Here is a 24270-nt window from a genome sequence, read left to right on the forward strand (position 1 = left end):
GGCGGCGCCGTCCCCCGGAGCGGCGCCGCGCCCTCAGGCCACCGACGCGGCCCGGCGCCGTACCAGGAAGTCCTGCACGGCGAGGGTCACCGCCAGGTACAGGTAGACCGTCGAGGCTCCGAGCAGGCCGGTCCGCGTGGTGTGGTCTATCCACTTGTCGAGGCCGATGTGCACCGCGATGGAGACGAGCCACAGGGCCGTGGTGGCCGGCGCGCCCTTGCGGAGCATGTGGCCCTCGGGCGCCCGCCACACCGTGACCGTGCGGGCCCGCACCACGCCGAACCCGGCCGCGACGAGGAAGCACACGGCCAGGAGGGCGATGGTGGCGGCGCCCAGCGCGTGCTCCTTGACCACGGAGGCCACCCCGAAGGCGAACGCGAGCACCCCCATCACACCGAGGAATCCGAGCAGCGCCACACCGCCCTTGCCGTGCACGGGCCGGGTGCGCAGTTGTCTGCGTACGACCAGAGCGACGATCACGATCCCGACGACGATGCTGGCGTTGCTGGCGTTGTTCACGGCCGGATCCCCCCTTTGTCGCACCGTCTCGTGACGGCTGACGTGCTGTACGCGCTCTACGCGCTGTACCTGCCTGTACGTGCTGTACGTGCTGTACATGCTGTACTCGCGTAGACGTATCAGACCATCACGACGTACGTACGTCCGAATCGACGGCTCCCGAACCGCCCCGCCGGCGCGGGAGCATGGCGGCGATCGCCACGGACAGGGCCGCGCAGACCGCCGCACTCGCCCACAGGACCGCCTGCCAGGCGCCGGTGAGGCCGTGGGCGACGAGGCCTGCGAACTCCTCCCGGGCCCCGGCCGGCAGTGCGGAGAGCGGGCCGGCGAGGTCTCCCGCGGTCACGCTGCCGGCCAGGTCCCCGGCCGTCCCGCCGTAGCCGGGGAACCGCTCCGGGACGCCGCTCAGCCGGTCGCGCGTCATGCCGGCCAGTGCCGCGCCGGCCGCGGCGATGACGACGGCCTCGCTGCCCAGCCGCAGCGTGTTGAGGAAGCCCGCCGCCGTTCCGGTGGCCTCGGGCGCGACGACGGTCAGGACCGCCCCGTCCACCAGACCGAAGTTGAGCCCGAGCCCGGCGCCGAGCACGAGCAGCGGGCCTGCGAGCTCCACCGGGCCCGCGTCCGGCCCAAGGACGGCGGCGAGCCACGCGACGCCCGCGGTCAGGCACACCAGGCTGAGTCCGAGCACGGTCCGCAGGGGGATCCCCCACCGGATCAGCCGGCCGGCCAGCAGCGGGGTGACCAGGATCGGCAGCGTCATCAGCAGCATCGTGGCGCCCGCCTCCCGGCTGGACGAGCGGTGTGCGACCACGAGGTACTCCGGCAGCAGCGGCAGCAGGACCACGAACGAGAAGGAGACCACCACGGGTATCAGGCACAGCGCCATGAACCCCTTGTTGCGCAGCAGTCCCAGGTCCAGCATCGGGTGCCGGACGCGCCGTTCCACCAGGACGAACAGCCCCGTCAGCAGTGCCGATCCGGCGAGCAGCCCCAGCACCCCGGCACTGGCCCAGCCCCACCGCGGCCCCTCGACCGTGCCGAGCATGAGCAGGAAGAGGGCGGCGACGAACAGCACGGTCCCCGCCCGGTCCACCCGTGCCGCCGACGCGCCGCGCGACTCGGGCAGGAACGGCACGGCGCACAGGACCAGCAGCATCAGCGCCGCGTGCAGCCCGAAGAACGACCGCCACCCCAGGGCGTCCGCCAGCGCCCCCGCCGCCATGGCGCCCAGGGCGAGCCCGCCGCCCGTCACGATGCCCACGGCGGCGAACACCCGCGTACGCGCGGCGCCGTCGAAGGCCGCGGCCAGCAGGGAACTGCCGCCGGTCAGCAGGGCGGCCGCCCCGGCTCCGGCCGCGCCGCGCGCCACGTCCAGCAGCACGATGCCGTCCCCCAGGGCGCTCGCCAGCGACGCCGCCGCGAACAGCACCCCGCCCGCGGCGAACACACGGCGCCGGCCGAAGCGGTCGGCCAGCGAGCCGCAGGCCAGGAGGAGGCTCGCGAAGGCCAGGTTGTAGCCGTGCATCACCCACTGCAGCGCGTCCGGCGGCGCGCCCGTGTCCCGTCCGATGTGCGGGAGCACCACGCCCGACCCGGTCACCGAGGTCGGGAGGACCAGCAGCGCGGTCAGGACGGCGAACAGGGCGACGGCGGGCCGGGATTGCCGTACGGGTCCGCGCCCGCTCTCGCGGGAGCGCGCCTCCGGAGGACACTCCGTCGTACGCCCCGTCATGCCGCGGGCACGCAGCCGACGAGGCCGCCGTCGACGACGAGGTCCTGGCCGGTGATGTACGAGGCGTCCTCGGAGGCCAGGAAGGCCACGGCCGCCGCGACGTCGTCGGGATGGCCGATGCTGCCGAGGGGCACCTCGGCGGCGTTGCGGGCCTCGGCGTCCGGATCGGGGTTGGCGTCCCGGTACATCTCCGTGTCGATGTAGCCGGGGCTCACGGAGTTGACCCTGATCCCGCGCGGGGCGAGGCCCGCGCCCAGGGTGCGGGCGAGGTTGTGCGCGGCGGCCTTGGTGGCGGAGTAGACGGAGGCGACGGCCAGCCCCCGGTGCAGGGTCCAGGACGCGTTGATGACGACCGCGCCGCCGTCCCGCAGCAGCGGTAGCGCCATGTGGATCGTGTGGAAGACGCCCTTGAAGTTGACGTCGATCGTGCGGTCGACGTCCTCCTCGGTCAGTTCGGCGCTCGGCTTGAAGATCCCGGTGCCCGCGTTGGCGAAGACCACGTCGAGCCCGCCGCGCCAGGTCTCGGTCTCCCGCATCAGATGCTGCAGGTCGGCCCGCGAGGCCACGTCCGCCCGCACCGCGAGGACCCGCCCGGGGGCGGCGCCGAGCCGGGCCACGGCGGCGTCCAGGCGCGCCCGGTCGCGCCCGGTGATGACGACGTAGGCGCCCTCGTCGAGGAGCCTGCGCGCGGTGGCGAACCCCATGCCGCTGGTACCGCCGGTGATCAGGACCGTCTTGTTCGTGAATCGCTTCATGCCGATGATCCTCGGCGCCGGCGTCCGGGCCCGGCAGTGCCGGTCGAACCTGGGTCTGTCACCACCACCCTCGGCCGGTGCGGCCCTCAGCCGGCGACCGGCTCCGGTACGCCGAGCAGCGCGGCCAGCCGCTCCTCGGTGGCGGTGCCCGGTGCCGGGGTGTGCAGCAGCAGCCGGTGACCGGGCAGGTCGGCGAGCGGCAGCGTCGTGTACTCGAAGAGCAGCTCGCCCGCCTCCGGGTGGTCGAGGGCCTTGAGGCCGTGGGACGTGCTGCCGCCGACGGGGTGTTCGGCCCAGATCCCGGCGAAGGCGGGGCTCGCCGCGCACAGGTCGGAGGCGATCCGGCTGAACTCCGGGTCGTCCGGGTAGCGGGCCGCGTCGGCGCGGAACCGGCCGGCGATCTCGCGTGCCGCGTCCTCCCAGTGGCACAGCGACGCGCGGTGGCGGGCGTTGGTGAAGAAGCTCACCAGGCAGCTGTGGTCCGTCTCGCCGTAGCCGAACACCAGCCGGGCGGCCCGGTTGACGGCGGCGAACCTCCAGTGCCGGTCGATGACGTAGGCGGGGCGCGGCAGCCAGCCGTCGATCACGCGCCGGAGCCCGGGCGGGACCTCCCGCTCTGCCGGAGGCGCCTGCGGCGGGTTGAGCCCGGCCAGCAGGTACAGGTGCTCGCGCTCGGCGGCGTCGAGCCGCAGCACCCGCGCGACGGCGTCCAGGACGTCCCCCGACACGTTGATTTCACGGCCCTGTTCGAGCCACGTGTACCAGGAGACGCCGACCCCGGCGAGCACCGCCACCTCCTCGCGGCGCAGCCCCGGCGTACGCCGCCCGCCGCCGCCCGCGGCCATGCCCACGTCCGCCGGCGACAGCCGGGCCCGCCGTGAGCGCAGGAACGCGCGGATCTCCGCGCTGCGTCGCTGCCGGGCGTCTGCGGAAAGGCGGGAGATGTCCATCGGGTCATGCTAGGCAATGGCTTGAGAAGCGATGCGTTCGCCGGCCTCGGCACGCCCGGCCCGAAACCTCCGCCGCCGGGATGCTCTTGACAAATCAGACGGCGGCGGACACACAGCACATCGAGGGCTAACGGCCGGCATTGCCTTGGATCGCAAACCGCGTAAGGTACGGCGCACCGGAGGAGATAGGGGAGTTGGCGGCCTTCCTGTGTTCGGACCGGGCGTCCTATCTCACCGGTTCCGCTTTCCGCTGCGACGGCGGGATGACAGCCGCTTTGTGACGGCACAGCCGGTCCGGCACCGGTCACATCCGGCTGCGTCCGGCAGCCCGCTCCTGCAGCAGGGCGGCGATCCGGTTGAGGTCTTCCCCGATGGCGAGAACGCCCTCGATGTCGGGTGCGGACGCCCCGTTGACGCCGATGAAGAAGGTGTGGCGGCGACCGTGGCCGGCGTCCAGGTAGCCGGCCAGGGTCTGACCGCCCACGGCCAGGCGGTTGTTGACGGCGTCGAAGCCCGCGACCGTGCCGGGCTTGGCGAAGACCTTGCCGTGGGCCGGGCAGGACGCCGGCCTGGTGCAGGAGCCGGCGAGTGAGCCGTCCACGCCCAGGATCGGCAGGGCCCGGCGGAAGCGGGCCGCCTCGGGGGTGTGCTCCCAGAACCTCAGCAGCCGGGAGAACGCCGCCGAGGTGATGCGGTCCACCGGGTTGCCGCCGCGGCCGTCCAGGAGCTGCACCTGCCGCGGGTCCACCCCGGCCTTGCGGACGAAGGCGGTGAGCGGCCCGAACCCGGCCTCGCAGCGGTGGCTGCCGGTGTGCACGGCCATCAGGCAGATGCCCAGGTTGGCCCCGAGGTTGTGGCTGACCTTGAGGATGACCTCGGCGTACTCGGCGTACGGCGGGGACACGTACGCCGCGACCCGCTGCCCCCGTCCGGCCGGCCCCCGCAGCAGACCGGACGGATTGGGCCCGGTCACGGGCGCGTGGACGGTCACGCCCGCGCGGCCGAGCGCCTCGACGAGGGCCGTCCGCCCGAAGGCGTCGGGGTCGCGCACCTGGGACACGCGCAGCACGGGCTTCGCGCCGGCGGCGATCGTCCCGGTGAGGGTGATGCGGGTGCCGTCGGGCGAGGCGGCGACGTCGATGTCCGTGGTGCCGCCCCGCCGGACGGTCCGTACGTGCGACTCGACGCGGTACGGGGCGACGTGCGGGCGCCAGGTGAGCCGCGCGGGGCGCCCGGCCGACGTCGGGGTGGTGAGCAGGTCGACGAGGTTGTCGTTGACGATCAGCGGGGTGGGCGCCGGGTCCAGGCCGGGGGACGAGGTGAAGAGCCGGGAGTCGACGACGACGTCCCCGCGGACGTCGGTGATGCCGGACCGCCGCACCTGGCGGGCCAGCTCGTCGATTCCCGCCAGCGGGTTCTGCGGGGTCAGGGTCGCGCCGGGAATGTCGTTGGCGTAGATGTGGTCGATGTCGGTGTACTCCAGCGTCCCGTGCGGCCCCGTCCGGCCGCCGAGGCTGAGGTCCCCCTGCGCGACGAGCTCCAGCCGGCCGTCCAGCTCGCCGCCGTGCCGGCGGCCGACCGCGAGCACCGGCGTGGTGAAGCGGTGGCCGCCGCCGAGGGTCCGCCACGTGCCGGAGACGCTGAACAGCTTGGCCGCGGAACCGGGGATGAAGAACTCGCCCGCGTTCCCCGACCGCAGCGTACGGCCCTTCTCGTCGACCTCCAGCAGGCCCCACCGGGCGTGCGCGTACCGGTGCTTCTTCGTGATCGCCACGATGTCCGCGCCCGGCCCGTCGCCCTTGCCGGCCGCCGCGGGGACGGCGGACGCCACCACCGTGACGGCCGCGACGGCGACGCCGACCCGTGCCCGCCACCCGAAGCCCCTCATCGCGCACCCGCTCCACGTCCGTCGGCAACCGGCGCAGCACCGGCAGCGCCACCCGTACCGCGCGCGGCTCCCCACGGAACGTCCCGTCAGCGCCCTTCACCTCCACGAGCCCCCGGAAGGGGCCTTCCGGCCGATCCGGGACCGCCGATCCGGCTCCCGGCGTGGCTACCCTGACGGAATGAGGATTCCGTCCACGGAAGACATCCGCGCCCTGCACGAGCGGCACGCACCGTCACCCGAGGCGCTGGAACTGGTCCGCACCCACTGCGAGATCGTCTGGAGGATCGCCGAACAAGTCCTGGACGCGTCCCCCGACGGCACCGACCGCGATCTGGTGCGCGCCGGCTGTCTCCTGCACGACATCGGCGTCTACCGCCTCTACGACGACACGGGGAGGGCCGACCTCACCGGCTACGTCCGGCACGGAGTGCTGGGGCACGAACTCCTGAGGGCCGAGGGGCTGCCCGAGGAGATCTGCCGGTTCTGCTCCTGCCACGTGGGCATGGGCCTGACCCGGCACGACGTGCTGTGCCGCCGGCTCCCCCTGCCCGCCGCGGACTACCTGGCGGTCACGCGGGAGGAGAAGCTCGTGATGTACGCGGACAAGTTCCACAGCAAGAGCTCGCCCCCGCGCTTCGTCGCCGCCGACACGTACGCCGCCCGGGTCCGGCGCTTCGGCCACGACAAGGCCGAGACGTTCACCGGTCTGCGCAAGGCCTTCGGCGATCCGGACCTGACCGGCTTGGCGGCCGCCTACGGTCACGCCCTGACCTAGCGGCGCCACGGGGCGTTGTCAGTGGTGGGTGCGACCATCGCGGTCATGGCTGACACGACCTTCGACTGGCGGTCCTTTCTCGTGCGGTGGAGCGAGGAGTGGGCGGACGCGTGCGACCCCGACGACGCTCCGACGGATGAGGACGAGGCGGCGCAGCGGGCCCGGTGGCTGGGCTTCGCCCCTGCTTCCGGCGCGCGGATCGAGGCCCTTGAGGAGCGCCTCGGTCGCCGGCTCCCGCCGTCGTACCGGGCGTTCCTGGAGGTCAGCGACGGCTGGCGGAACGCCGGAGGCTTCGTCGGGCTCCTCGCCGGCACCGGGAACGCGCAGTGGTACGAGGACGAGACCGGCTTCGGGGCGGAGTTCCGGAGCTACCTGAGGGAGGACCCCTCACCCGAGGAGCTCGCAGAGGTCGGCATGTGGAGCCGCTCGCTGCAACTGGACGTGGAGTCCGACTCCACGTACGTCCTGATGGACCCGCAGGCCGTGTCCGGCGACGGTGAATGGGCCGTCTACTGCTACAAGGTCTGGGCGGCCGGCCCGCCTGAACGGTACGCGTCGTTCCGTGCATTCATGGAGGCCATGTACCGCCAGTTCCACTGTCTCCGGGCTCATTCCCCCGCAGAGAACGGGTTCGTCAACGCCACGACCCGGGCGCTGGACGCGGTGGTCGAGGAAGCCTGGCAGGCGGCGCTGGGCGGGGAGTACGAGCGGGCCGAGGCGGCCCTTGCGGAACCGGAGGCGTTCGGCAGGCCCCGGGCCGGGGCGCTGCTGGGGCAGATCCGGCTCCTGCTGAAGGAAGGCCAGTCGCCCGGAATGGCATACGGCCTGTCGGCAGAAGTACAGGCCCTGGAAATACCGCCCGCACCGGCGGACGGCGGCGCAAGCGGCCGTCACACCAGAGTGCACCCGCTGTACGTGGGGCCGCTCCGGACCAGGGAGGCGCCCTTCCGTTACACCACGCCCGGAGCCTTCGGCGCGGCCGTCGAGGAGGCCCGGGAACTGGCGCGCTGGGGCGATACGGACGCGGCGTGGAGCACACTGCTCGTCGCCCTGCCCTCGTGGCAGCCGCTGGACCCCACGCATCTCGCCCCCTTCGGCCTGCTCCGGGACTCCTTGCTCGGTCCGCTGGTGACGGCGGAGCGCGGGCGGGAGTTGCTGGCCGTGCCGCGAGGGCCCCGGGCCGCAGCGGGCCCCGGCCCCGTGGCGAAGGGGCTGGACCCCGGCGGGCTGGCCTGGCTGGCCGACTGGGAACCCAGGGGCCTGCGCATGAGCGAGGGGTACCGCTTCGTGCTGGTGGAGGACCCGGATCCGGCCGGGCTGCCCGCGCGTCTCGGGGCGGACGCGGACACGGTCCTGCACGAGCCGATGACGGACTGGGATGCCGACCAGCTGGTCCACGGCCGCGGACAGAGCTCGACGTACGACGACAAACCCCTGGTCTCCGTCGGCCGCGCCGCGCAGGGGTGGAGCTTCGCCTTCGACGGCACCACCCGGGGCTTCGACGCGGAGCGCTTCGTCTCCCCGGCCGCGGCCGCGTCCCGTGGCACCCGGGCCGTGGTGGTGTGGAGCGTTCCCGCCGGTCCGCACCGCGCCTCTCCGGCCTTCCATCTGTCCGTGGCGGAGAACGGGGAGGAGTCGTACGCGTTCACGGTCGACGGTGGGGAGGTCGTGCGCAGCGGGGCCGTACCGCCGGCGCTGGACCCGGATCCCGCTCTCGCAGGACGGGCGGGCGAGCGCCGGGTGCTGGAGGCGATCGCCGCCGAGTTCGGTGTCTCGCTGCCGCGCTACGCGCTGACCTCGCAGGACTGCCGTCTGCACCGGTTCACGACCCGGTCGTGGACACGGCCGCCGGGGCCCGGCGAGACGTACGTGGTCGTGCGCTGGGGGTGACCGCCGGCCCCTATGCGTAAATAGGGGGCAAAGAGCGTCTAAGGGGAGATCACGCGTGGAAGCGAGGACGGGGCCGGAGGCGTACCTGGACGGGTACGAGGAGATCCTGACCGATGCGGCCGGTACGGGCCGGCGGCCGGACCGGGCGCGGGTCGGGGCCCGGCGCGCGAGTGGTGAGCAGGCGGCGGAGGCCGGGCTGTCGCTGCGTTCCTGTGTGGCGGCCCACCTCGCGGCCACGCGGCGGCACTGGCCCGCGGGGCGCACTTCCCCCGCCGACGTCGACCGTGTGCTCGGTGCGGCGGAGCTGGCGATCGACGCGTTCGCGGAGGGGTACGAGCGGGCTCAGCGGCTGGCCGCGCGCCAGGAGGAGGCGGACCGGCGGGAGTTCGTCGACGACCTGCTGCACGGCCGCAGCCACCTCGGGCGGCTGGCGGAGCGGGCCGAGCGGTTCGGGCTGCTGCTCTCCCACGCGTACGCGGTGGCCGTGGCCGAGGGGGCCGAGCCGTACGACGACTTCCACCCCGTGACCCGGCGGGTCGGCGCGTCCCTCGTCGGCCGGTTCGGCAGCCGGAACATCCTCATCACCACCAAGGACGGCCGGATCATCTGCATCGCGCCCGGCGACCAGACCGATGTGCTGACGTACTTCGCCAAGCAGGCGTACGCGGCGATCAGCGCAGGCGGGCGAATAGCCGTCGGCAGGGCCAAGGGCGGCGGCGGGGGCGTCGCGCACTCCTACGAGGAGGCCCTCTCGACCCTGGAGCTCGCGGCGCGGATGGGCTTCGACGAGCCCGTGCTGAAGGCTTCCGACCTGCTGGTCTTCCCGGTGCTGGCCCGGGACCGGCAGGCGCTGGCGGATCTGGTGCACACGACGCTGGAGCCGTTGCGGCAGGCGCGCGGCGGGGCCGTGCCGCTGCTGGAGACGCTGACCGCCTACTTCGACGCGGGGTGCGTGTCCGCGGAGGCGGCCCGCACGCTGTCGCTGAGCGTGCGGGCCCTGACCTACCGGCTCCGGCGGATCCAGGTGCTGACCGGCTGCGACCCGGCCGACCCCGCGCAGCGCTACACGCTGCAGACCGCCGTGATCGGGGCCCGGCTCCTGGACTGGCCGGCGCAATCCTGACCAGCGGTCCCGACCAGTGGTCCCGACCAGCGGTCCCGGCTAGTCGGTGACCGGGATCCTGCCGTTCGACGGGGCCGCCGCTGCGTTGCGTTCGGGCTGGTCCGCGGTCAGGCCCTTCAGGAGGCGGGTGAGGTCGACGCCCGTGGTGGAGCCGATGAGCTCCATGCCCTGGGCGACGTTGTCGGCCACGGTGCGGGGCAGTTTGCCGGCGCCGTCGGTGGAGATGACGGTGAGCTTGTCGATGGCGCCGAGCGGTTCGGCCGCCTTGCCGACGACCTGGGGCAGCACCTCGACGAGCATCTGCAGGACGGCGGCGTCGCCGTAGCGCTCGAAGGCGTCGGCCTTCTTGTTCATGGCCTCGGCCTCGGCGGCGCCCTTGGCGGCGATGGCCGCGGCCTCCGCCTCGCCCTCCTGGCGGACGGCGTCCGCGATGGCCACGCGCCGGGCGCGCTCGGCCTCGCCCTGCTTGGCGCCCTCGACGGCGACGGCTTCGGCCGCGGCGATCGCCGCCAGCCGCTCGGCCTCCGCCTGCTTGACCCGGGCGACGCGCTTGGCCTCCGCCTCCTGCTCCGCCTCGTACCGCTTGGCGTCGGCGGGCTTGCGGACCTGCGTGTCGAGCTGGCGGTCGGTCAGGGCGGCCTGGCGCTCGGCGACCTTCTCCTGCTCGACGAGGATCTGCTGCTGGCGGTCGGCCTCGGCCAGCGGGCCGGCGGCGTTGGCCTGGGCCGCGGCCGCGTCGGTCTCGGCCTTGATCTCCGCCTGCCGCAGGTACAGGGTCCGCTGCGCGACCGCGATCTCCTCCTCGGCCTTCAGCCGGGCCTGTTCGGCCGCCTGGCGGGCGTTGGCCTCGGCGATGTCGGCCTCCTGCATGGCGCGGGCGGCCTCGGGCCGGCCGAGGTCCTCCAGGTAGCTGCCCTCGGTGGTGATGTCCTGGATCTGGAAGGCGTCGAGGACGAGGCCCTGCCCGGACAGGCTGGCCTCGGCCTCCTCGGCGACCTGCCCGGCGAACGCGGCGCGGTCGCGGATGATGTCCTCGACGGACATGCGGCCGACGATGGACCGCAGGGCGCCGGAGAGCACTTCCTGGGTGAAGCCGACGATGCCGCCCTGCTGCTGGAGGAAGCGCTGTGCCGCGGCGCGGATGGCGTCCTCGGTGCCGCCGACCTTGACGATCGCGACGCCCTCCAGGTGGGCCTTGATGCCGCGCAGGGTCACCGCGCCGCGGACGGCGACGGGGATGTGCCGGCTGGAGAGGTCGAGCACGTACCGCTGCTGGACGAACGGGACGACGAACACGCCGCCGCCGACCACGACCTTCTGGCCGCTGTTGTCGGTGAACACCTGCCCGGTCTGCGGGTCCGTGGACTTCTTGCCGCGCCGGCCGGTGATGATGAACGCCTCGCTGGGGCCGGCGACCTTGTAGCGGGTGACGACGACCAGTGCGAGGAGGACGAGGAGCACCACCACTCCTACGACCGCGGTGACGACTGGGCTCATGGAGAATCTCCTCTCCTGCCGCCCGGGGGACGGCAGGTCGTACTGGCATGACGAAAAGAACGGCGCCCGGTGGCGCGCTCAGCGTTCGACCGCGCGCACGGTCACCGAGGTGGACGACGGGGCGGCGGTCACCCACACCTCGGCGCCCCGGGCCAGCGGCCCGTCCGCCCTGGCGGCGTACTTCACCGGCTGGCCGGCCAGGCGGAGCAGGACCTCGCCGTAGCCGCCGGCCGGAACGGCGGTCACCACGGTGCCGGCGACCCCGACGAGGTCGTCCTTCGTGGGGGCGGCGGGGCTGCCGCCGCGGACGAGGGCCCGGCTGAACCGGTACGTCAGCCAGCCGGCGCCCGCGCCCGCGGCGGCCCCCGCGGCGGCCGCCGCTCCCGCGCCGAGCCCGGTGGACCCGAGCACGATCGCCCCCGTGAAGCCGAGCATCGAGACGAAGCCCGCGATCACCGGGAGCGACAGCCACCCGTCGAACAGTCCGCCGAGGGCACCGTCGAGCGCGCTCTCCAGTACCCCGTCGAACACCAGCGAGAGGATCAGGAGGGCGATCCCCCCGATGCCGAGACCGAGAAACAAGCCCATGAGCACCTCGCACGCCTGACCGACAACCTCGCTGGACGACGGCATCGTGTCAGCACACCGGGGCAGCACACATTGCCTGGTTCCGGCAATCTTTACGACTTTTTAACGCCCTCTCCTTGCAGCCCCGATCACTAGGGAAAGTCACTGATCGGACTCTCTAGACTTCCGGTCAAATGGCGTACGAGTGCCGCGAGTTGGCCAGGGAGACGACGGTGATGGCGATGGTGACGGTGATGAGGCGCATCCGCAGGACGCTCTGCGCGGCAGGGGTGACGGCCGCGCTGGCGGTCGGCGGCACCGCGTCACCCGCGGCGGCGGCCGGCGCGCAGGCCCCCGAGCGCCTTGAGGCGTGCGGGGAGCGGACGAGCGTGTCGGTCTTCCACAAGGGCGGCATACCGCTGCTCGACTGGCGGGAGAACCTGGAGTTCGACGGCCGGGGCACCCTCTGGGTCTCGCACGTCACCCAGCACCGGGTCGAGGGGTACGCCCCCGACGGCACGCTCCGGGCGAGCTTCCCGCTGAGCGGGCCCGGCGGCATCCGGCGCGGCCCGGACGGGATGATGTACGTCAACTACGGCGTCAACCCGCTGACGCCGCACGGCGGCATCGTGCGCTTCGACCCCGCCGCCGCCGTACCGAAGCCGGAGAAGGTCGTGGACGGCCTGTCCGGGATCAACGGCCTGGCCGTCGACACGGAAGGCAACCTCTACGTCAGCCGCGAGCTGGCCACGGGCATCCTGAAGATCCGTCCCGACGGGACGAAGGACGAGGAGTGGACGCGCGGCGCGGACATCTTCGGCACCAACGGCCTGGAGATCGTCGGCGACCAGCTGTACGTGAGCGTCCTCACGAACACCTCGTCCCCGGTCATCCGCGTCCCCCTGAACGACCCGGCGCACCACGCCACGGTCACCCGCCTCAGCTCGAACCTGCTCGACAGCAAGTTCCTCGACGACCTCACCGAGTTCAACGGCAGCCTGGTCGTCGCGTCCTTCCGCGACGGTGAACTCATCCGGATCGACCCCGCCACCGGCCGCTCCTGCACCCTGGTGACCGGCCTCCGCATGCCCACCAGCGTCCGGATTCCGCGCGGCTTCGGCGCCCACGACACCGGGCACGCGCTGTTCGTCGTCGAGGCGTCGGGCCGGATCGTGCGTGTGACGGTCGGCTGAAAGCCGGGGAGGGGCCGGCAGGCACTCCCCGTGCCCGGCTCACGGCCCGACCGGGAGCCCCTTCGGCTCCTTCACACGCTTCATGATGATCTGCGAGTTCACCTCGGTGATGCCCGACAGCGTGGTGAGGCGTTCGATCCACAGCCGCTCGTACGCGGCGAGGTCCGCGACCGCGATGCGGAGCAGGCAGCCGGGGCTGCCGAAGAGGCGGTAGGCCTCGATGACGTCGGGAATGTCCTGGAGGGCCGCCTCGAACGCCTCCACCGCCTCGCGGTCGCGCTTGACCTCGATGGAGACGAGCACCTCGAAGCTCCGGCCGACGGCCTCGGGGTCGATGACCGCCCGGTAGCCCTGGATCACTCCGTCCTGCTCCAGCTGCCGGACGCGGCGCATGCACGGGGACGGCGTCAGACCGACGCGATGGGCGAGCTCCTGGATGGTCAGGCGGCCGTCCGCCTGGAGCTCGCGCAAGATATTTCTGTCGATGCGGTCCATCACGCAATTATCCACCACACTTCTCGGCCGGTCCGGCTCATTTCAGCGATCCAATTGCGCGCGATTCGTCCTATTGTTCCCCTGCCCGGTCGACACGCCCCCGTGGACGGCCGTACTGATCTTGAGAAGGGCGGGCACACGTGGGACAGGTCGTCGTCATCAGCACCGGCGGAACGATCGCCAGCCGCTGGCAGGGTTCCGGCTTCGCCGCCGACGCGCGGGGCGGGGACGTCCTGGCCACGGCCGCCGTGCCCGAGGGCGTCTCCGTGCGGGTCGTCGACCTGATGAGCGTGAACAGCGCCCGCCTGACCAGCCGCGACCAGCTCGCCCTGCTGCGGACCGTGCACGAGGTGCTGGCCGACCCCGCCGTCGACGGCATCGTGGTCACGCACGGCACGGACACCCTGGAGGAGTCGGCCTTCCTGCTCGACCTCCACCACGACGACCCCCGCCCGGTCGTCTTCACCGGCGCCCAGCTCCCGCTGGAAGCCGCCGACGGCGACGGCCCGCGCAACCTCCACGACGCCCTGCTGGCGGCGAGCTCGGCCGCGCTGCGCGACCACGGCGTCCTGGTCGCCTTCGACGGCCGGATACACGCCGCCCGCGGCACGATCAAGGTGCAGACCCTGGCCGCCGACGCGTTCGCCGACCCCTCCGGCAGCCCCGTCGCGGACATCAAGGACGGCCGCGTCCTCGTCCACGGGCGGCCCGAGCGCCCGGCGCCGCTCCCCCTGCCGGCCACCGGCGAGGACCTCCCCCGCGTCGACATGGTCATGCACCACTGCGACGCGGACCCGCTGCTGTTCAACGCCGCCGTCGCGGCGGGCGCGCAGGGCATCGTCCTCGTCGCGACCGGCGCGGGCAACGCGACCCCCGAGGTCGTCGCCGCCGTCGAGGCGGCCGTCGCCCGCGGCGTGCTCGTCGCCCTCACCACCCGCGTCCCGGCCGGCCCCGTCGCCGAGATCTACACCCAGGGCGGCGCCGTGGACCTCGCCGCCGCCGGCGCCGTCCTGACCGGCACGCTCCGCGCCGGGCAGGCCCGCATCGCCGTCCTCAGCGCCGCGCTCACCGCCGCGGACACGGCCGCGCGGACGCACGCGCTGCGCGGCCTCGTCGGCACCCCGGCCGCCGCCTGAGCATCCCCGCCTGAAAATCCCCCACTCCTCCCTCGCACCGCACCCGATCGGATCCCCCCATGTCGGCCTCCGTCACCGGCCCCTCCCGCACCGAGCACGACCTCCTCGGCGACCGCGACGTCCCCGCCGCCGCGTACTACGGCGTCCACACCCTGCGCGCCGTGGAGAACTTCCCCATCACCGGGACGCCCATCTCCGCCTACCCCGACCTCGTCACCGCCCTCGCCTCCGTCAAGCAGGCCGCCGCCCTCGCCAACCGCGACCTGGGCCTGCTCGACGGCCGCAAGGTGGACGCGATCGTGCGGGCCTGCGAGGAGGTCCGGGCCGGGCAGTGGCACGACCACTTCGTCGTCGACGTCATCCAGGGCGGCGCCGGCACCTCCAGCAACATGAACGCCAACGAGGTCATCGCCAACCGGGCGCTGGAGCTCCTCGGCCACGCCAAGGGCGAGTACAAGCACCTGCACCCGCTGGAGGACGTCAACGCCGGGCAGAGCACCAACGACGTCTACCCGACCGCGGTCCGCCTCTCGCTGCAGCTCGCCGCCGCCCGCCTGCTGGAGGCCATGGACGTGCTGCGCGAGGCCTTCGCCGCCAAGGCGGAGGAGTTCGCGGACGTCCTGAAGATGGGCCGCACCCAGCTGCAGGACGCCGTCCCGATGACGCTGGGCCAGGAGTTCGCCGCCTACGCCGTCATGCTGGAGGAGGACCGGGCCCGCCTGGCCGAGGCCTGCGCCCTGCTGCGCGAGATCAACCTCGGCGGCACCGCCATCGGCACCGGCCTCAACGCCCACCCCGAGTACCCGCAGCTCGCCTGCCGCCACCTCGGCGAGATCACCGGCGTCCCGGTCACCGTCGCCGGCGACCTGGTCGAAGCCACACAGGACATGGGCGCGTTCGTCCAGCTCTCCGGCGTACTCAAGCGGATCGCGGTCAAGCTCTCCAAGACCTGCAACGACCTGCGCCTGCTCTCCTGCGGCCCGCGCGCCGGCCTCGCCGAGATCAACCTGCCGCCCGTCCAGGCGGGTTCGAGCATCATGCCCGGCAAGGTGAACCCGGTGATCCCCGAGGTCGTCAACCAGATCGCCTTCGAGGTCATCGGCAACGACGTGACGGTCACGTTCGCCGCCGAGGGCGGCCAGCTCCAGCTCAACGCCTTCGAGCCGGTCATCGCCCACAGCCTCCTCAAGAGCCTCACCCACCTCCGGGCCGGCTGCCTGACCCTGGCCGAGCGGTGCGTCACCGGCATCACCGCCAACCGCGAGCACCTGGCCCGCCTCGTCGGCCAGTCCATCGGCCTGGCCACCGCGCTCAACCCGTACATCGGCTACGAGCAGGCCACCGCCGTCGCGCAGGAAGCGCTCACCACGGGCGCCGCGGTGCACGAGCTGGTCCTGGCCAAGGGCCTGCTCACCCAGGAGCAGCTCCAGGAGATCCTCCACCCGGACAGCCTCGCCCGCCCCCACACGCGCACGGCCACGGCCACCGCCACGGCCGTCAGCGCCTGAGACAGCCCGCACGACCCGCCCACACCCCGCACAACCCGAGAAAGAAGAAGTAACCCCATGGCAACGGCGCCCAGCGTCTCGTACTCGATGACGGTCCGGCTGGAGGTCCCCGCGAGCGGGACCTCGGTCAGTGAGCTGACCACGGCAGTGGAGAGCTCGGGTGGTTCCGTGACGGGTCTGGACGTCACCGCGTCCGGCCACGAGAAGCTCCGGATCGACGTCACCATGGCGACGACGTCCACCGAGCACGCCGACGAGATCGTGGAGAAGCTCCGCGGCATCGAGGGTGTGGTGCTGGGCAAGGTCTCGGACCGTACGTTCCTGATGCACCTCGGCGGCAAGATCGAGATGGCGGCCAAGCACCCCATCCGCAACCGCGACGACCTCTCCATGATCTACACCCCCGGCGTCGCCCGCGTCTGCATGGCGATTGCGGAGAACCCGGAGGACGCGCGGCGTCTGACCATCAAGCGCAACAGCGTTGCGGTGGTCACGGACGGCTCCGCGGTGCTGGGTCTGGGCAACATCGGGCCGAAGGCCGCGCTGCCGGTGATGGAGGGCAAGGCGGCCCTCTTCAAGCGGTTCGCGGGGATCGACGCGTGGCCGATCTGCCTGGACACGCAGGACTCGGATGCGATCGTGGAGATCGTCAAGGCCATCGCGCCGGGGTTCGCGGGCATCAACCTGGAGGACATCTCCGCCCCCCGCTGCTTCGAGATCGAGGCGCGGCTGCGCGAGGCCCTGGACATCCCGGTCTTCCACGACGATCAGCACGGTACGGCGATCGTGGTGCTGGCGGCGCTGACGAATGCGCTGCGGGTGGTGGGTAAGGCGATCGGTGACGTACGGGTCGTCATGTCGGGTGCGGGTGCGGCCGGTACGGCGATCCTGAAGCTGCTGCTGGCGGCCGGTGTCAAGCATGCCGTCGTCGCCGACATCCACGGCGTGGTCCACGCCGGTCGTGCGGATCTGGTGGATGCGGGCCCGGAGACGGCGTTGCGGTGGATCGCGGACAACACCAACCCCGAGGGCATCACGGGGACGCTGAAGGAGGCCGTGCGGGGCGCGGACGTCTTCATCGGTGTCTCGGCTCCCAACGTCCTCAGCGGCGATGACGTGGCGGCGATGGCGGAGGGTGCGATCGTGTTCGCGCTGGCCAACCCGGATCCCGAGGTCGACCCGGCCGTGGCCCGGCGGACGGCCGCGGTGGTGGCCACGGGCCGTTCGGACTTCCCGAATCAGATCAACAACGTGCTGGTCTTCCCGGGTGTCTTCCGCGGCCTGCTCGACGCGCAGTCCCGCACGGTCGACACCGGCATGATGCTCGCGGCCGCCGGCGCCCTCGCCGACGTCGTCACCGAGGACGAGCTCAACGCGAACTACATCATCCCCAGCGTCTTCAACGAGAAGGTCGCGGGGACGGTCGCGGGCGCGGTCCGCGAGGCCGCGAAGGCCGCCGGTGCGGCTGTGACGGGCACCACGACCGTCTGATGACGGCGCGTCGCGGGCCTTCGGGCCCGCGACCTGCCCCTAAGGTGTCGGGCAGAAATCAGGCCGCAGAAATGCGGCTGTATCCGAGGCTGTGCCGCTTTCCGTGTGACTCTCCAGGGTGCCGGATTGGCTTTCCCGCCACTGGTGGGGGCAGGATGCGTAACCGGGCGCGAGGGTCTGGCAACGGACCCGGGTCCGGGGACTGTCCGAGGGCCCTGGCAGCATCGGCTTCGATCTCACGCCTCATTGGCAAGAAGAACACGGGAGTACAACATGAACCGCAGTGAGCTGGTGGCCGCGCTGGCCGACCGCGCCGAGGTGACCCGCAAGGACGCCGACGCCGTTCTGGCCGCGCTCGCCGAGACCGTCGGCGAGGTCGTCGCCAAGGGCGACGAGAAGGTCACCATCCCCGGCTTCCTGACCTTCGAGCGCACCCACCGTGCCGCTCGGACCGCTCGCAACCCGCAGACGGGTGAGCCGATCCAGATCGCTGCCGGTTACAGCGTGAAGGTCTCCGCGGGCTCCAAGCTCAAGGAAGCCGCCAAGGGCAAGTAAGCCTTTAGCGCTGCGCTCAGCGCTGAGAGGGCGGGCACCCCGGCCGGGGTGCCCGCCCTTTGGGCTTTCCAGGGCCCGTACGGCCCCTCGGAGGCCCGTACGGGCCCTGGAGCCACCCGGATGCACGAAAGCGCCTGTACGGGCCTTGGATGGCTCGTACAGGCGCTTACGCCCCGTCAGAAGGGCGGCGCTCAGGCCGTGGTACCGCCGGGCATTTCCACGTTCGCCCCGAGGTCCTTCAGCTTCTGCATGAAGTTCTCGTAGCCGCGGTTGATCAGGTCGATGCCGTGGACCCGCGAGGTGCCCTCGGCCGCCAGGGCCGCGATCAGGTACGAGAAGCCGCCGCGGAGGTCCGGGACGACCATGTCGGAGCCCTGCAGCTTCGTCGGGCCGGAGACGACCGCCGAGTGCAGGAAGTTGCGCTGGCCGAAGCGGCAGGCGGAACCGCCCAGGCACTCGCGGTACAGCTGGATGTGAGCACCCATCTGGTTCAGCGCGGAGGTGAAGCCGAGGCGCGACTCGTACACCGTCTCGTGGACGATGGACAGACCGGCCGCCTGCGTCAGCGCCACGACCAGCGGCTGCTGCCAGTCGGTCTGGAAGCCGGGGTGCACGTCCGTCTCCAGCGCGATGGCGTTGAGCGAGCCGCCCGGGTGCCAGAAGCGGATGCCCTCGTCGTCGATCTCGAAGGCGCCGCCGACCTTGCGGTAGGTGTTGAGGAAGGTCATCATCGAGCGCTGCTGCGCGCCGCGCACGTAGATGTTGCCCTTGGTGGCCAGCGCCGCGGACGCCCAGGAGGCCGCCTCCAGGCGGTCGGAGAGCGCGCGGTGGTTGTAGCCGCCGAGCTTGTCGACACCGGTGATCCGGATGGTCCGGTCGGTGTCCATGGCGATGATCGCGCCCATCTTCTGCAGCACGCAGATGAGGTCCTCGATCTCCGGCTCCACGGCGGCGTTGGACAGCTCCGTGACGCCCTCCGCCAGCACGGCGGTCAGCAGGACCTGCTCGGTCGCGCCGACCGACGGGTAGGGCAGGCGGATCTTGCAGCCGCGCAGCCGCTGCGGGGCCTCCAGGTACTGGCCGCCCTCGCGCTTCTCGATGGTCGCGCCGAACTGGCGCAGCACCTCGAAGTGGAAGTCGATCGGCCGGCCGCCGATGTCGCAGCCGCCCAGGCCCGGGATGAAGGCGTGGCCCAGCCGGTGCAGCAGCGGGCCGCACAGCAGGATCGGGATGCGCGAGGAGCCGGCGTGCGCGTCGATGTCCGCGACGTTGGCGCTCTCCACGTAGGTGGGGTCGAGGACCAGCTCGCCGGGCTCGTCGCCGGGGCGGACGGTCACGCCGTGCAGCTGCAGCAGTCCGCGCACGACGCGCACGTCGCGGATGTCGGGGACGTTGCGCAGCCGGCTGGGGCCGTGCCCGAGCAGGGCGGCGACCATGGCCTTGGGCACGAGGTTCTTCGCGCCGCGGACACGGATCTCGCCCTCGAGCGGGGTACCGCCGTGGACAAGCAGGACATCGTCAGGGCCGGTCATGGATCTCGCGTTCCTGGAGTTGGGCAGGGGGCAAGAAGAAAGGGTAATGCGACGCAGGGGCCCTCCTGCATGCCTGAGGGGGCTCCGGGCCGTCATGGCTTTGCAACAACACGCTCCGTTAATGGAATGGTCGCTACCGGTTATCGGCGGCGCGCCACGGGGCGCCCCTTTCTTGCCGGAGTGGGCGTCCACCCCCCGCACGGGCCCGAAATGCGGGATCATGTGCCCATGTCCGAGGTGTCCTCGCTCACAGGACGGCTGCTTGTCGCGACACCGGCGCTCGCTGACCCGAATTTCGACCGCGCGGTGGTGCTGCTGCTCGATCACGACGAGGAGGGTTCCCTCGGAGTGATCCTGAACCGCCCGACCCCCGTCGGGGTGGCCGACATCCTGGAGTCCTGGGCCGCGCTGGCCGGGGAGCCGGGCGTGGTCTTCCAGGGCGGCCCCGTCTCGCTGGACTCGGCGCTGGGCGTGGCCGTGGTGCCGGGGGAGGGGCACGACAAGACGGGCGCCTCGGCGGTCGTCGGCGACGGCCCGCTCGGCTGGCGCCGCGTCCACGGCGCGATCGGCCTCGTCGACCTGGAGGCCCCGCCGGAGCTGCTCGCGGCCGCCCTCGGCTCGCTGCGGATCTTCGCCGGCTATGCCGGCTGGGGCCCGGGCCAGCTGGAGGACGAGCTGGTCGAGGGCGCGTGGTACGTGGTGGAGTCCGAGCCGGGCGACGTCTCCTCGCCCGACCCGTCGCAGCTGTGGCGCGCGGTGCTGCGCCGCCAGCGCAACGAGCTGGCGATGGTGGCCACGTATCCGGACGACCCCAGCCTGAACTGACCCGGAGGCTGAACCGCCCCGGAGGCCCCCGGGAGCCTCCCGGGCCGCCGTCCGGGGGATCCGCCCCGCGGAGGGGTGCGGCCCGCGCGCGAAACGACCGGACCGGGGATCGGAACTCGGCGGTGCACCCCAGTACCCTTGGAGACCATGAGCACTCTTGAGCCCGAGCGCGGGGCAGGGACCGGCACCCTCGTAGAGCCGACGCCGCAGGTGTCGCACGGCGACGGCGACCACGAGCGCTACGCCCACTACGTCCAGAAGGACAAGATCATGGAGAGCGCGCTCTCCGGTTCCCCGGTCGTCGCCCTGTGCGGCAAGGTCTGGGTCCCGGGGCGCGACCCGAAGAAGTACCCGGTCTGTCCGATGTGCAAGGAGATCTTCGACGGCATGGGCGCCGGCGGGGACAAGGACAAGGGCGGCAAGGGCGGCGACAAGAAGTAGCCCCCGGGGCCTCCTCGCTGCAGGCCACACATCCTTCCCGGCCCCCGGGACGCGCTCCGGCGCGTCCCGGGGGCCGTCTGCGTCGCACGGGTCGTTGCGCGAAGCCGTTGCACGGAGCGCTTTCGCCGATCACAGAGTGGTGGAGACCTCTTGTCGGGGCCATGGCACGCCCCTAGTCTCCTGCCAGTTGTGCTGAGCGAAACGCCCATTGCGTATGTTGCAACGCCACGCGGGAGGGATCCCCATGACGCCGTCCGGCCGCTCGTCCGGTGTGGTGGCTCTGGTGGCGGCGGGCCTGGTGGCCGCCGCCCTGACCGCCTGCGCCCCCTCCACCTCCGCGGGCGGAGCCGGGGGTGACGAGCGGACGGGTCGCCTGCGGGTCTGGCTCTTCCGGGAGGTCGACAACGGGCCCAAGGCGGCCGTGGTCGGCAAGGCCGTCGCCGCCTTCGCCCGGGAGCACCGCGGCGCCCGCGTCGACGTCACCTACATCCCCGTCGAGACGCGCGCCCAGCGGATCAAAGCCGCCTTCAACGACCCCCGCAGCGCCCCCGACGTCATCGAGTACGGCAACACCGACACCGCCGGCTACGTCCGGGACGGCGGACTGGCCGACGTCACCGCCGACTTCGCCGCCTGGCCCGAGGCGCAGGACACCGATCCCGCCGCCCGCCGCTCCGTCACCGTGGACGGGAAGGTCTACGGCGCCCCGCTGTTCGTCGGTGTCCGCGCCCTCTACTACCGCACGGACGTCTTCCGCGAGCTCGGCCTGCGCCCGCCGCGCACCCAGGCCGAGCTCGCGGAGACCGCCCGCCGCATCCACCGGGAGCGGCCGGAGCTCTACGGGCTCGTGGTCGGCGGCTCGTACACGTACGGCGCCCTGCCCTTCCTGTGGGCCAACGGCGGTGCGATAGCGGAGAAGAAGGGCAGGAAGTACACCGCGGCCGTCGACAGCGAGGCGGCGAAGCGGGGCATCGCCGCCTACACCGCCCTCTTCGGCGAGCACAACTGCCCGCCCGCCAAGTGCGCGCAGCTGGGCGGCAACGCCACCGTCGAGGCGTTCGCCTCCGGCAGGGCGGCCATGGCCATCGGCGGGGACTTCAGCCACCGGGCCGTCGAGAACGGCAAGGCCGGGGGCCGGTACGCGGTCGTCCCGCTGCCCGGCGCCCAGGAGGGCAGCATCGCCCCCGCGTTCGCGGGCGGGAACAACATCGGGGTCCTCAAGAGCAGTTCCCACCGCACGCTCGCCGTCGAGCTGATGCGGACCCTCACCGGCAAGCGCACCCAGTCCGAGCTCTTCGACGCCATGGGCTTCCTGCCCACGTACACGGACGTGCGCCGCGAGGCGGCCCGCAGACAGCCCTACGTCGAACCCTTCGTGAGGACGCTCGCCGCGGGCGCGGCCTTCGTGCCCGTGACCCCCGCGTGGGGCGCCATCGACGCGGGACAGGTGCTGCCGGTCATGTTCCAGGAGATCGTGAGCGGCCGCAGGAGCGTGGACGCGGCGGCCTCGGCCGCGGCGAAGAAGATGAACAGCGCCTTCCGGGCCGCGGGCTGAGGGCGGGGGCCGGCACGATGCGCACCCACGGCCGCTGGACGCCCTGGCTCTACCTCGCCCCCGCCCTCGTCCTCCTCGGGGGCCTGCTGCTCTACCCCGTCTACCAGCTCGGGCTCATCTCCTTCCTGGAGTACACCCAGGCCCAGGTCAGCGGCGGCCGCCCGACCTCCTTCCAGGGCTTCGGCAACTACGCCGCGCTCTTCCGCGACGGTCAGTTCCGGGAGGTGCTCGCCACCACCGTCGTCTTCGCGGCGGCCTGCGTGCTCGCCACCCTCGCCACCGGCTGCGCGCTCGCCGTGCTCCTCACCCGCGTCCGCGCCCTGCCCCGCCTCGCCCTGATGACCGCGGCGCTCGGCGCCTGGGCCACGCCGGCCGTCACCGGCTCGACGGTCTGGCTCTTCCTCTTCGACCCCGACTTCGGGCCTGTGGACAAGGTCCTCACCCGGCTCGGTATGAGCGGCTTCGACGGCTACTCGTGGACGTACGACCGCTACAGCGCCTTCGCGCTCGTCCTCCTCGAAGTCGTCTGGTGCTCGTTCCCCTTCGTCATGGTGACCGTCTACGCGGGCATCCGGGCCGTCCCCGCCGAGGTCCTGGAGGCCGCCGCCCTGGACGGCGCCTCGCAGTGGCGCACCTGGCGCGCGGTCACGGCGCCCATGCTGCGGCCGATCCTGGTCGTCGTCACCATCCAGTCGGTCATCTGGGACTTCAAGGTGTTCACGCAGATCTACGTCATGACCAACGGCGGCGGGATCGCCGGGCAGAACCTGACCCTGAACGTCTACGCCTACCAGAAGGCGTTCGCCTCCTCGCAGTACAGCCTGGGCTCGGCGATCGGCGTGGTGATGCTGCTGATCCTGCTGGCCGTCACGCTCGCGTACCTGCGGCTGCTGCGGAGACAGGGGGAGGAGATATGAGAGGGGATACGAGAGGAGATACGAGACGACTGGGGGAGGGGACATGAGACGGCGGCCCGGACCGGGCAGGTGGCACGGGCGGGGCGGGCGGTACGGCCGGCTCGCGGCGGAGGCGGCGGCGCTGCTGACGGCGGCCGTGGTCGCCTTCCCCCTGTACTGGATGGTGCTCTCGGCCCTCAAGCCGGAGGGGGAGGTGCTGAGCGACCGGCCCCGCCCCTGGACGCAGACGCCCTCCCTGGACGCCTTCCGCCGCGTCTTCGGGCAGCAGGACTTCGCGCGCTACTTCCTCAACAGCCTGCTCGTCGCGGGCACCGTGGTCGTCGTCTCCGCGGTCGTCGCCTTCCTCGCCGCGACCGCCGTCACCCGGTTCCGCTTCCGGTTCCGGACGACCCTGCTCGTGATGTTCCTCGTCGCCCAGATGGTGCCGGTCGAGGCGCTCACCATCCCGCTGTTCTTCCTCCTGCGCGACGCGGGCGCGTACGTGCCCGGCATCGGACTCAACACGCTCGGCTCGCTGATCCTGCCGCACCTCGCCTTCTCGCTGCCCTTCGCGGTCTGGATGCTGCGCGGGTTCGTCCGGGCGGTGCCGGAGACGCTGGAGGAGGCCGCGTACCTCGACGGCGCGACCCGCGCCCGCTTCCTGTGGCGGATCCTCTTCCCGCTGGTCTTCCCCGGGCTCGTCGCGACGAGCGTCTTCTCGTTCATCTCGACGTGGAACGACTTCCTCTTCGCGAAGTCCTTCATCGTCAGCGCCACCGAGAACTCCACCCTCCCGATGGCGCTCCTCGTCTTCTTCAAGGACGAGGGCAACGACTGGGGCGGCATCATGGCGGCGTCCACCGTCATGACCGTGCCGGTGCTCGTCTTCTTCGTACTCGTCCAGCGGAGGCTCGTGTCGGGCCTCGGCGGAGCGGTGAAGGGCTGAC

General features: G+C 72.4%; 23 protein-coding genes. 14 read left to right on the forward strand and 9 right to left on the reverse strand.

Annotated elements, in window-relative coordinates:
* Nucleotides 1–33: 33 nt before the first annotated feature.
* From ACOTKD_RS27400 to ACOTKD_RS27415, 4 genes are all read right to left on the reverse strand, one after another.
* Complete coding sequence (locus ACOTKD_RS27400; RefSeq protein WP_424891654.1) at nt 34–519, reverse strand: hypothetical protein; 486 nt, start codon at nt 517–519, stop codon at nt 34–36.
* 127 nt (nt 520–646) lie between these two features.
* A complete protein-coding gene (locus ACOTKD_RS27405; protein WP_424891655.1) occupies nt 647–2251 on the reverse strand; it encodes an MFS transporter in 1605 nt (534 codons plus the stop codon).
* Nucleotides 2248–3006: an SDR family NAD(P)-dependent oxidoreductase gene (locus tag ACOTKD_RS27410; protein ID WP_424891656.1), complete on the reverse strand. Its 759-nt coding sequence runs from the start codon at nt 3004–3006 to the stop codon at nt 2248–2250. The genes ACOTKD_RS27405 and ACOTKD_RS27410 overlap by 4 nt, the downstream gene beginning before the upstream one ends.
* Before the next feature lie 86 nt (nt 3007–3092).
* On the reverse strand, nt 3093–3956 hold the full coding sequence (locus tag ACOTKD_RS27415; RefSeq protein ID WP_424891657.1) for a helix-turn-helix transcriptional regulator: 864 nt from the start codon (nt 3954–3956) through the stop codon (nt 3093–3095).
* Nucleotides 3957–4096: 140 nt separating this feature from the next.
* On the opposite strand from ACOTKD_RS27415, the gene ACOTKD_RS27420 reads away from it, so the two are divergent.
* Nucleotides 4097–4237 carry an SDR family oxidoreductase gene (locus tag ACOTKD_RS27420; RefSeq protein ID WP_424891658.1) on the forward strand — a complete coding sequence of 47 codons (141 nt, stop codon included), beginning with the start codon at nt 4097–4099 and terminating at the stop codon, nt 4235–4237.
* Nucleotides 4238–4260: 23 nt separating this feature from the next.
* Here ACOTKD_RS27420 and dacB read toward each other — a convergent pair whose 3' ends face one another.
* The gene (gene dacB / locus ACOTKD_RS27425; RefSeq protein ID WP_424891659.1) at nt 4261–5844 is read right to left on the reverse strand and encodes a D-alanyl-D-alanine carboxypeptidase/D-alanyl-D-alanine endopeptidase; all 1584 of its coding nucleotides are present in this window, start codon (nt 5842–5844) and stop codon (nt 4261–4263) included.
* Nucleotides 5845–6022: 178 nt separating this feature from the next.
* Here dacB and ACOTKD_RS27430 point away from each other — a divergent pair, with 178 nt between their 5' ends.
* From ACOTKD_RS27430 to ACOTKD_RS27440, 3 genes are read left to right on the forward strand one after another with little or no spacing between them, the layout of a single operon-like run.
* Nucleotides 6023–6619 carry an HD domain-containing protein gene (locus ACOTKD_RS27430; protein ID WP_424891660.1) on the forward strand — a complete coding sequence of 199 codons (597 nt, stop codon included), beginning with the start codon at nt 6023–6025 and terminating at the stop codon, nt 6617–6619.
* A 45-nt stretch (nt 6620–6664) separates the two neighbouring features.
* Nucleotides 6665–8509, forward strand: coding sequence for an SMI1/KNR4 family protein (locus tag ACOTKD_RS27435; protein WP_424891661.1), 1845 nt, complete (start codon nt 6665–6667; stop codon nt 8507–8509).
* A 55-nt stretch (nt 8510–8564) separates the two neighbouring features.
* A complete protein-coding gene (locus ACOTKD_RS27440; protein ID WP_424891662.1) occupies nt 8565–9632 on the forward strand; it encodes a PucR family transcriptional regulator in 1068 nt (355 codons plus the stop codon).
* Between the two features lie 39 nt (nt 9633–9671).
* Here the strand turns inward: ACOTKD_RS27440 and ACOTKD_RS27445 are convergent, their stop codons facing one another.
* Nucleotides 9672–11129, reverse strand: a complete 1458-nt coding sequence (locus ACOTKD_RS27445) for a flotillin family protein (RefSeq protein ID WP_424891663.1) — start codon at nt 11127–11129, stop codon at nt 9672–9674.
* Nucleotides 11130–11207: 78 nt separating this feature from the next.
* Nucleotides 11208–11717, reverse strand: coding sequence for a TOBE domain-containing protein (locus tag ACOTKD_RS27450; RefSeq protein ID WP_424891909.1), 510 nt, complete (start codon nt 11715–11717; stop codon nt 11208–11210).
* Nucleotides 11718–11890: 173 nt separating this feature from the next.
* Between ACOTKD_RS27450 and ACOTKD_RS27455 the strand changes: the two genes are divergently transcribed.
* Nucleotides 11891–12889 (forward strand): hypothetical protein, encoded by a 999-nt coding sequence (locus tag ACOTKD_RS27455; RefSeq protein WP_424891664.1) that lies wholly within the window; start codon nt 11891–11893, stop codon nt 12887–12889.
* Between the two features lie 39 nt (nt 12890–12928).
* Here ACOTKD_RS27455 and ACOTKD_RS27460 read toward each other — a convergent pair whose 3' ends face one another.
* Nucleotides 12929–13384 (reverse strand): Lrp/AsnC family transcriptional regulator, encoded by a 456-nt coding sequence (locus ACOTKD_RS27460; RefSeq protein ID WP_359106993.1) that lies wholly within the window; start codon nt 13382–13384, stop codon nt 12929–12931.
* Between the two features lie 140 nt (nt 13385–13524).
* On the opposite strand from ACOTKD_RS27460, the gene ACOTKD_RS27465 reads away from it, so the two are divergent.
* The 4 genes from ACOTKD_RS27465 to ACOTKD_RS27480 all read left to right on the forward strand — a co-directional run bounded on the left by ACOTKD_RS27465 (nt 13525) and on the right by ACOTKD_RS27480 (nt 18074).
* Nucleotides 13525–14520 (forward strand): asparaginase, encoded by a 996-nt coding sequence (locus tag ACOTKD_RS27465; RefSeq protein WP_424891665.1) that lies wholly within the window; start codon nt 13525–13527, stop codon nt 14518–14520.
* Nucleotides 14521–14579: 59 nt separating this feature from the next.
* Complete coding sequence (aspA, locus tag ACOTKD_RS27470) at nt 14580–16028, forward strand: aspartate ammonia-lyase (protein ID WP_424891666.1); 1449 nt, start codon at nt 14580–14582, stop codon at nt 16026–16028.
* 57 nt (nt 16029–16085) lie between these two features.
* Nucleotides 16086–17519, forward strand: a complete 1434-nt coding sequence (locus tag ACOTKD_RS27475) for an NAD-dependent malic enzyme (RefSeq protein WP_424891667.1) — start codon at nt 16086–16088, stop codon at nt 17517–17519.
* A 273-nt stretch (nt 17520–17792) separates the two neighbouring features.
* On the forward strand, nt 17793–18074 hold the full coding sequence (locus ACOTKD_RS27480) for an HU family DNA-binding protein (protein ID WP_004951951.1): 282 nt from the start codon (nt 17793–17795) through the stop codon (nt 18072–18074).
* Nucleotides 18075–18265: 191 nt separating this feature from the next.
* On the opposite strand, the gene murA is transcribed toward ACOTKD_RS27480, so the two are convergent.
* Entirely contained in the window at nt 18266–19606 is a 1341-nt protein-coding gene (gene murA, locus ACOTKD_RS27485; protein WP_424891668.1) for a UDP-N-acetylglucosamine 1-carboxyvinyltransferase, read from the reverse strand.
* A 228-nt stretch (nt 19607–19834) separates the two neighbouring features.
* Here murA and ACOTKD_RS27490 point away from each other — a divergent pair, with 228 nt between their 5' ends.
* From ACOTKD_RS27490 to ACOTKD_RS27510, 5 genes are all read left to right on the forward strand, one after another.
* Nucleotides 19835–20431: a YqgE/AlgH family protein gene (locus tag ACOTKD_RS27490; protein ID WP_424891669.1), complete on the forward strand. Its 597-nt coding sequence runs from the start codon at nt 19835–19837 to the stop codon at nt 20429–20431.
* A 147-nt stretch (nt 20432–20578) separates the two neighbouring features.
* Nucleotides 20579–20872: a DUF3039 domain-containing protein gene (locus tag ACOTKD_RS27495; protein ID WP_078660579.1), complete on the forward strand. Its 294-nt coding sequence runs from the start codon at nt 20579–20581 to the stop codon at nt 20870–20872.
* Between the two features lie 244 nt (nt 20873–21116).
* Nucleotides 21117–22427, forward strand: coding sequence for an extracellular solute-binding protein (locus ACOTKD_RS27500; RefSeq protein WP_424891670.1), 1311 nt, complete (start codon nt 21117–21119; stop codon nt 22425–22427).
* Nucleotides 22424–23344: a carbohydrate ABC transporter permease gene (locus ACOTKD_RS27505; RefSeq protein WP_424891910.1), complete on the forward strand. Its 921-nt coding sequence runs from the start codon at nt 22424–22426 to the stop codon at nt 23342–23344. Before ACOTKD_RS27500 ends, ACOTKD_RS27505 begins: the two co-directional genes overlap by 4 nt.
* Nucleotides 23345–23387: 43 nt before the next feature.
* On the forward strand, nt 23388–24269 hold the full coding sequence (locus ACOTKD_RS27510) for a carbohydrate ABC transporter permease (protein ID WP_424891671.1): 882 nt from the start codon (nt 23388–23390) through the stop codon (nt 24267–24269).
* The last annotated feature ends 1 nt before the right edge of the window (nt 24270 follow it).

This window comes from Streptomyces sp. XH2, from assembly GCF_049725035.1.
Lineage (GTDB): Bacteria > Actinomycetota > Actinomycetes > Streptomycetales > Streptomycetaceae > Streptomyces > Streptomyces roseoverticillatus.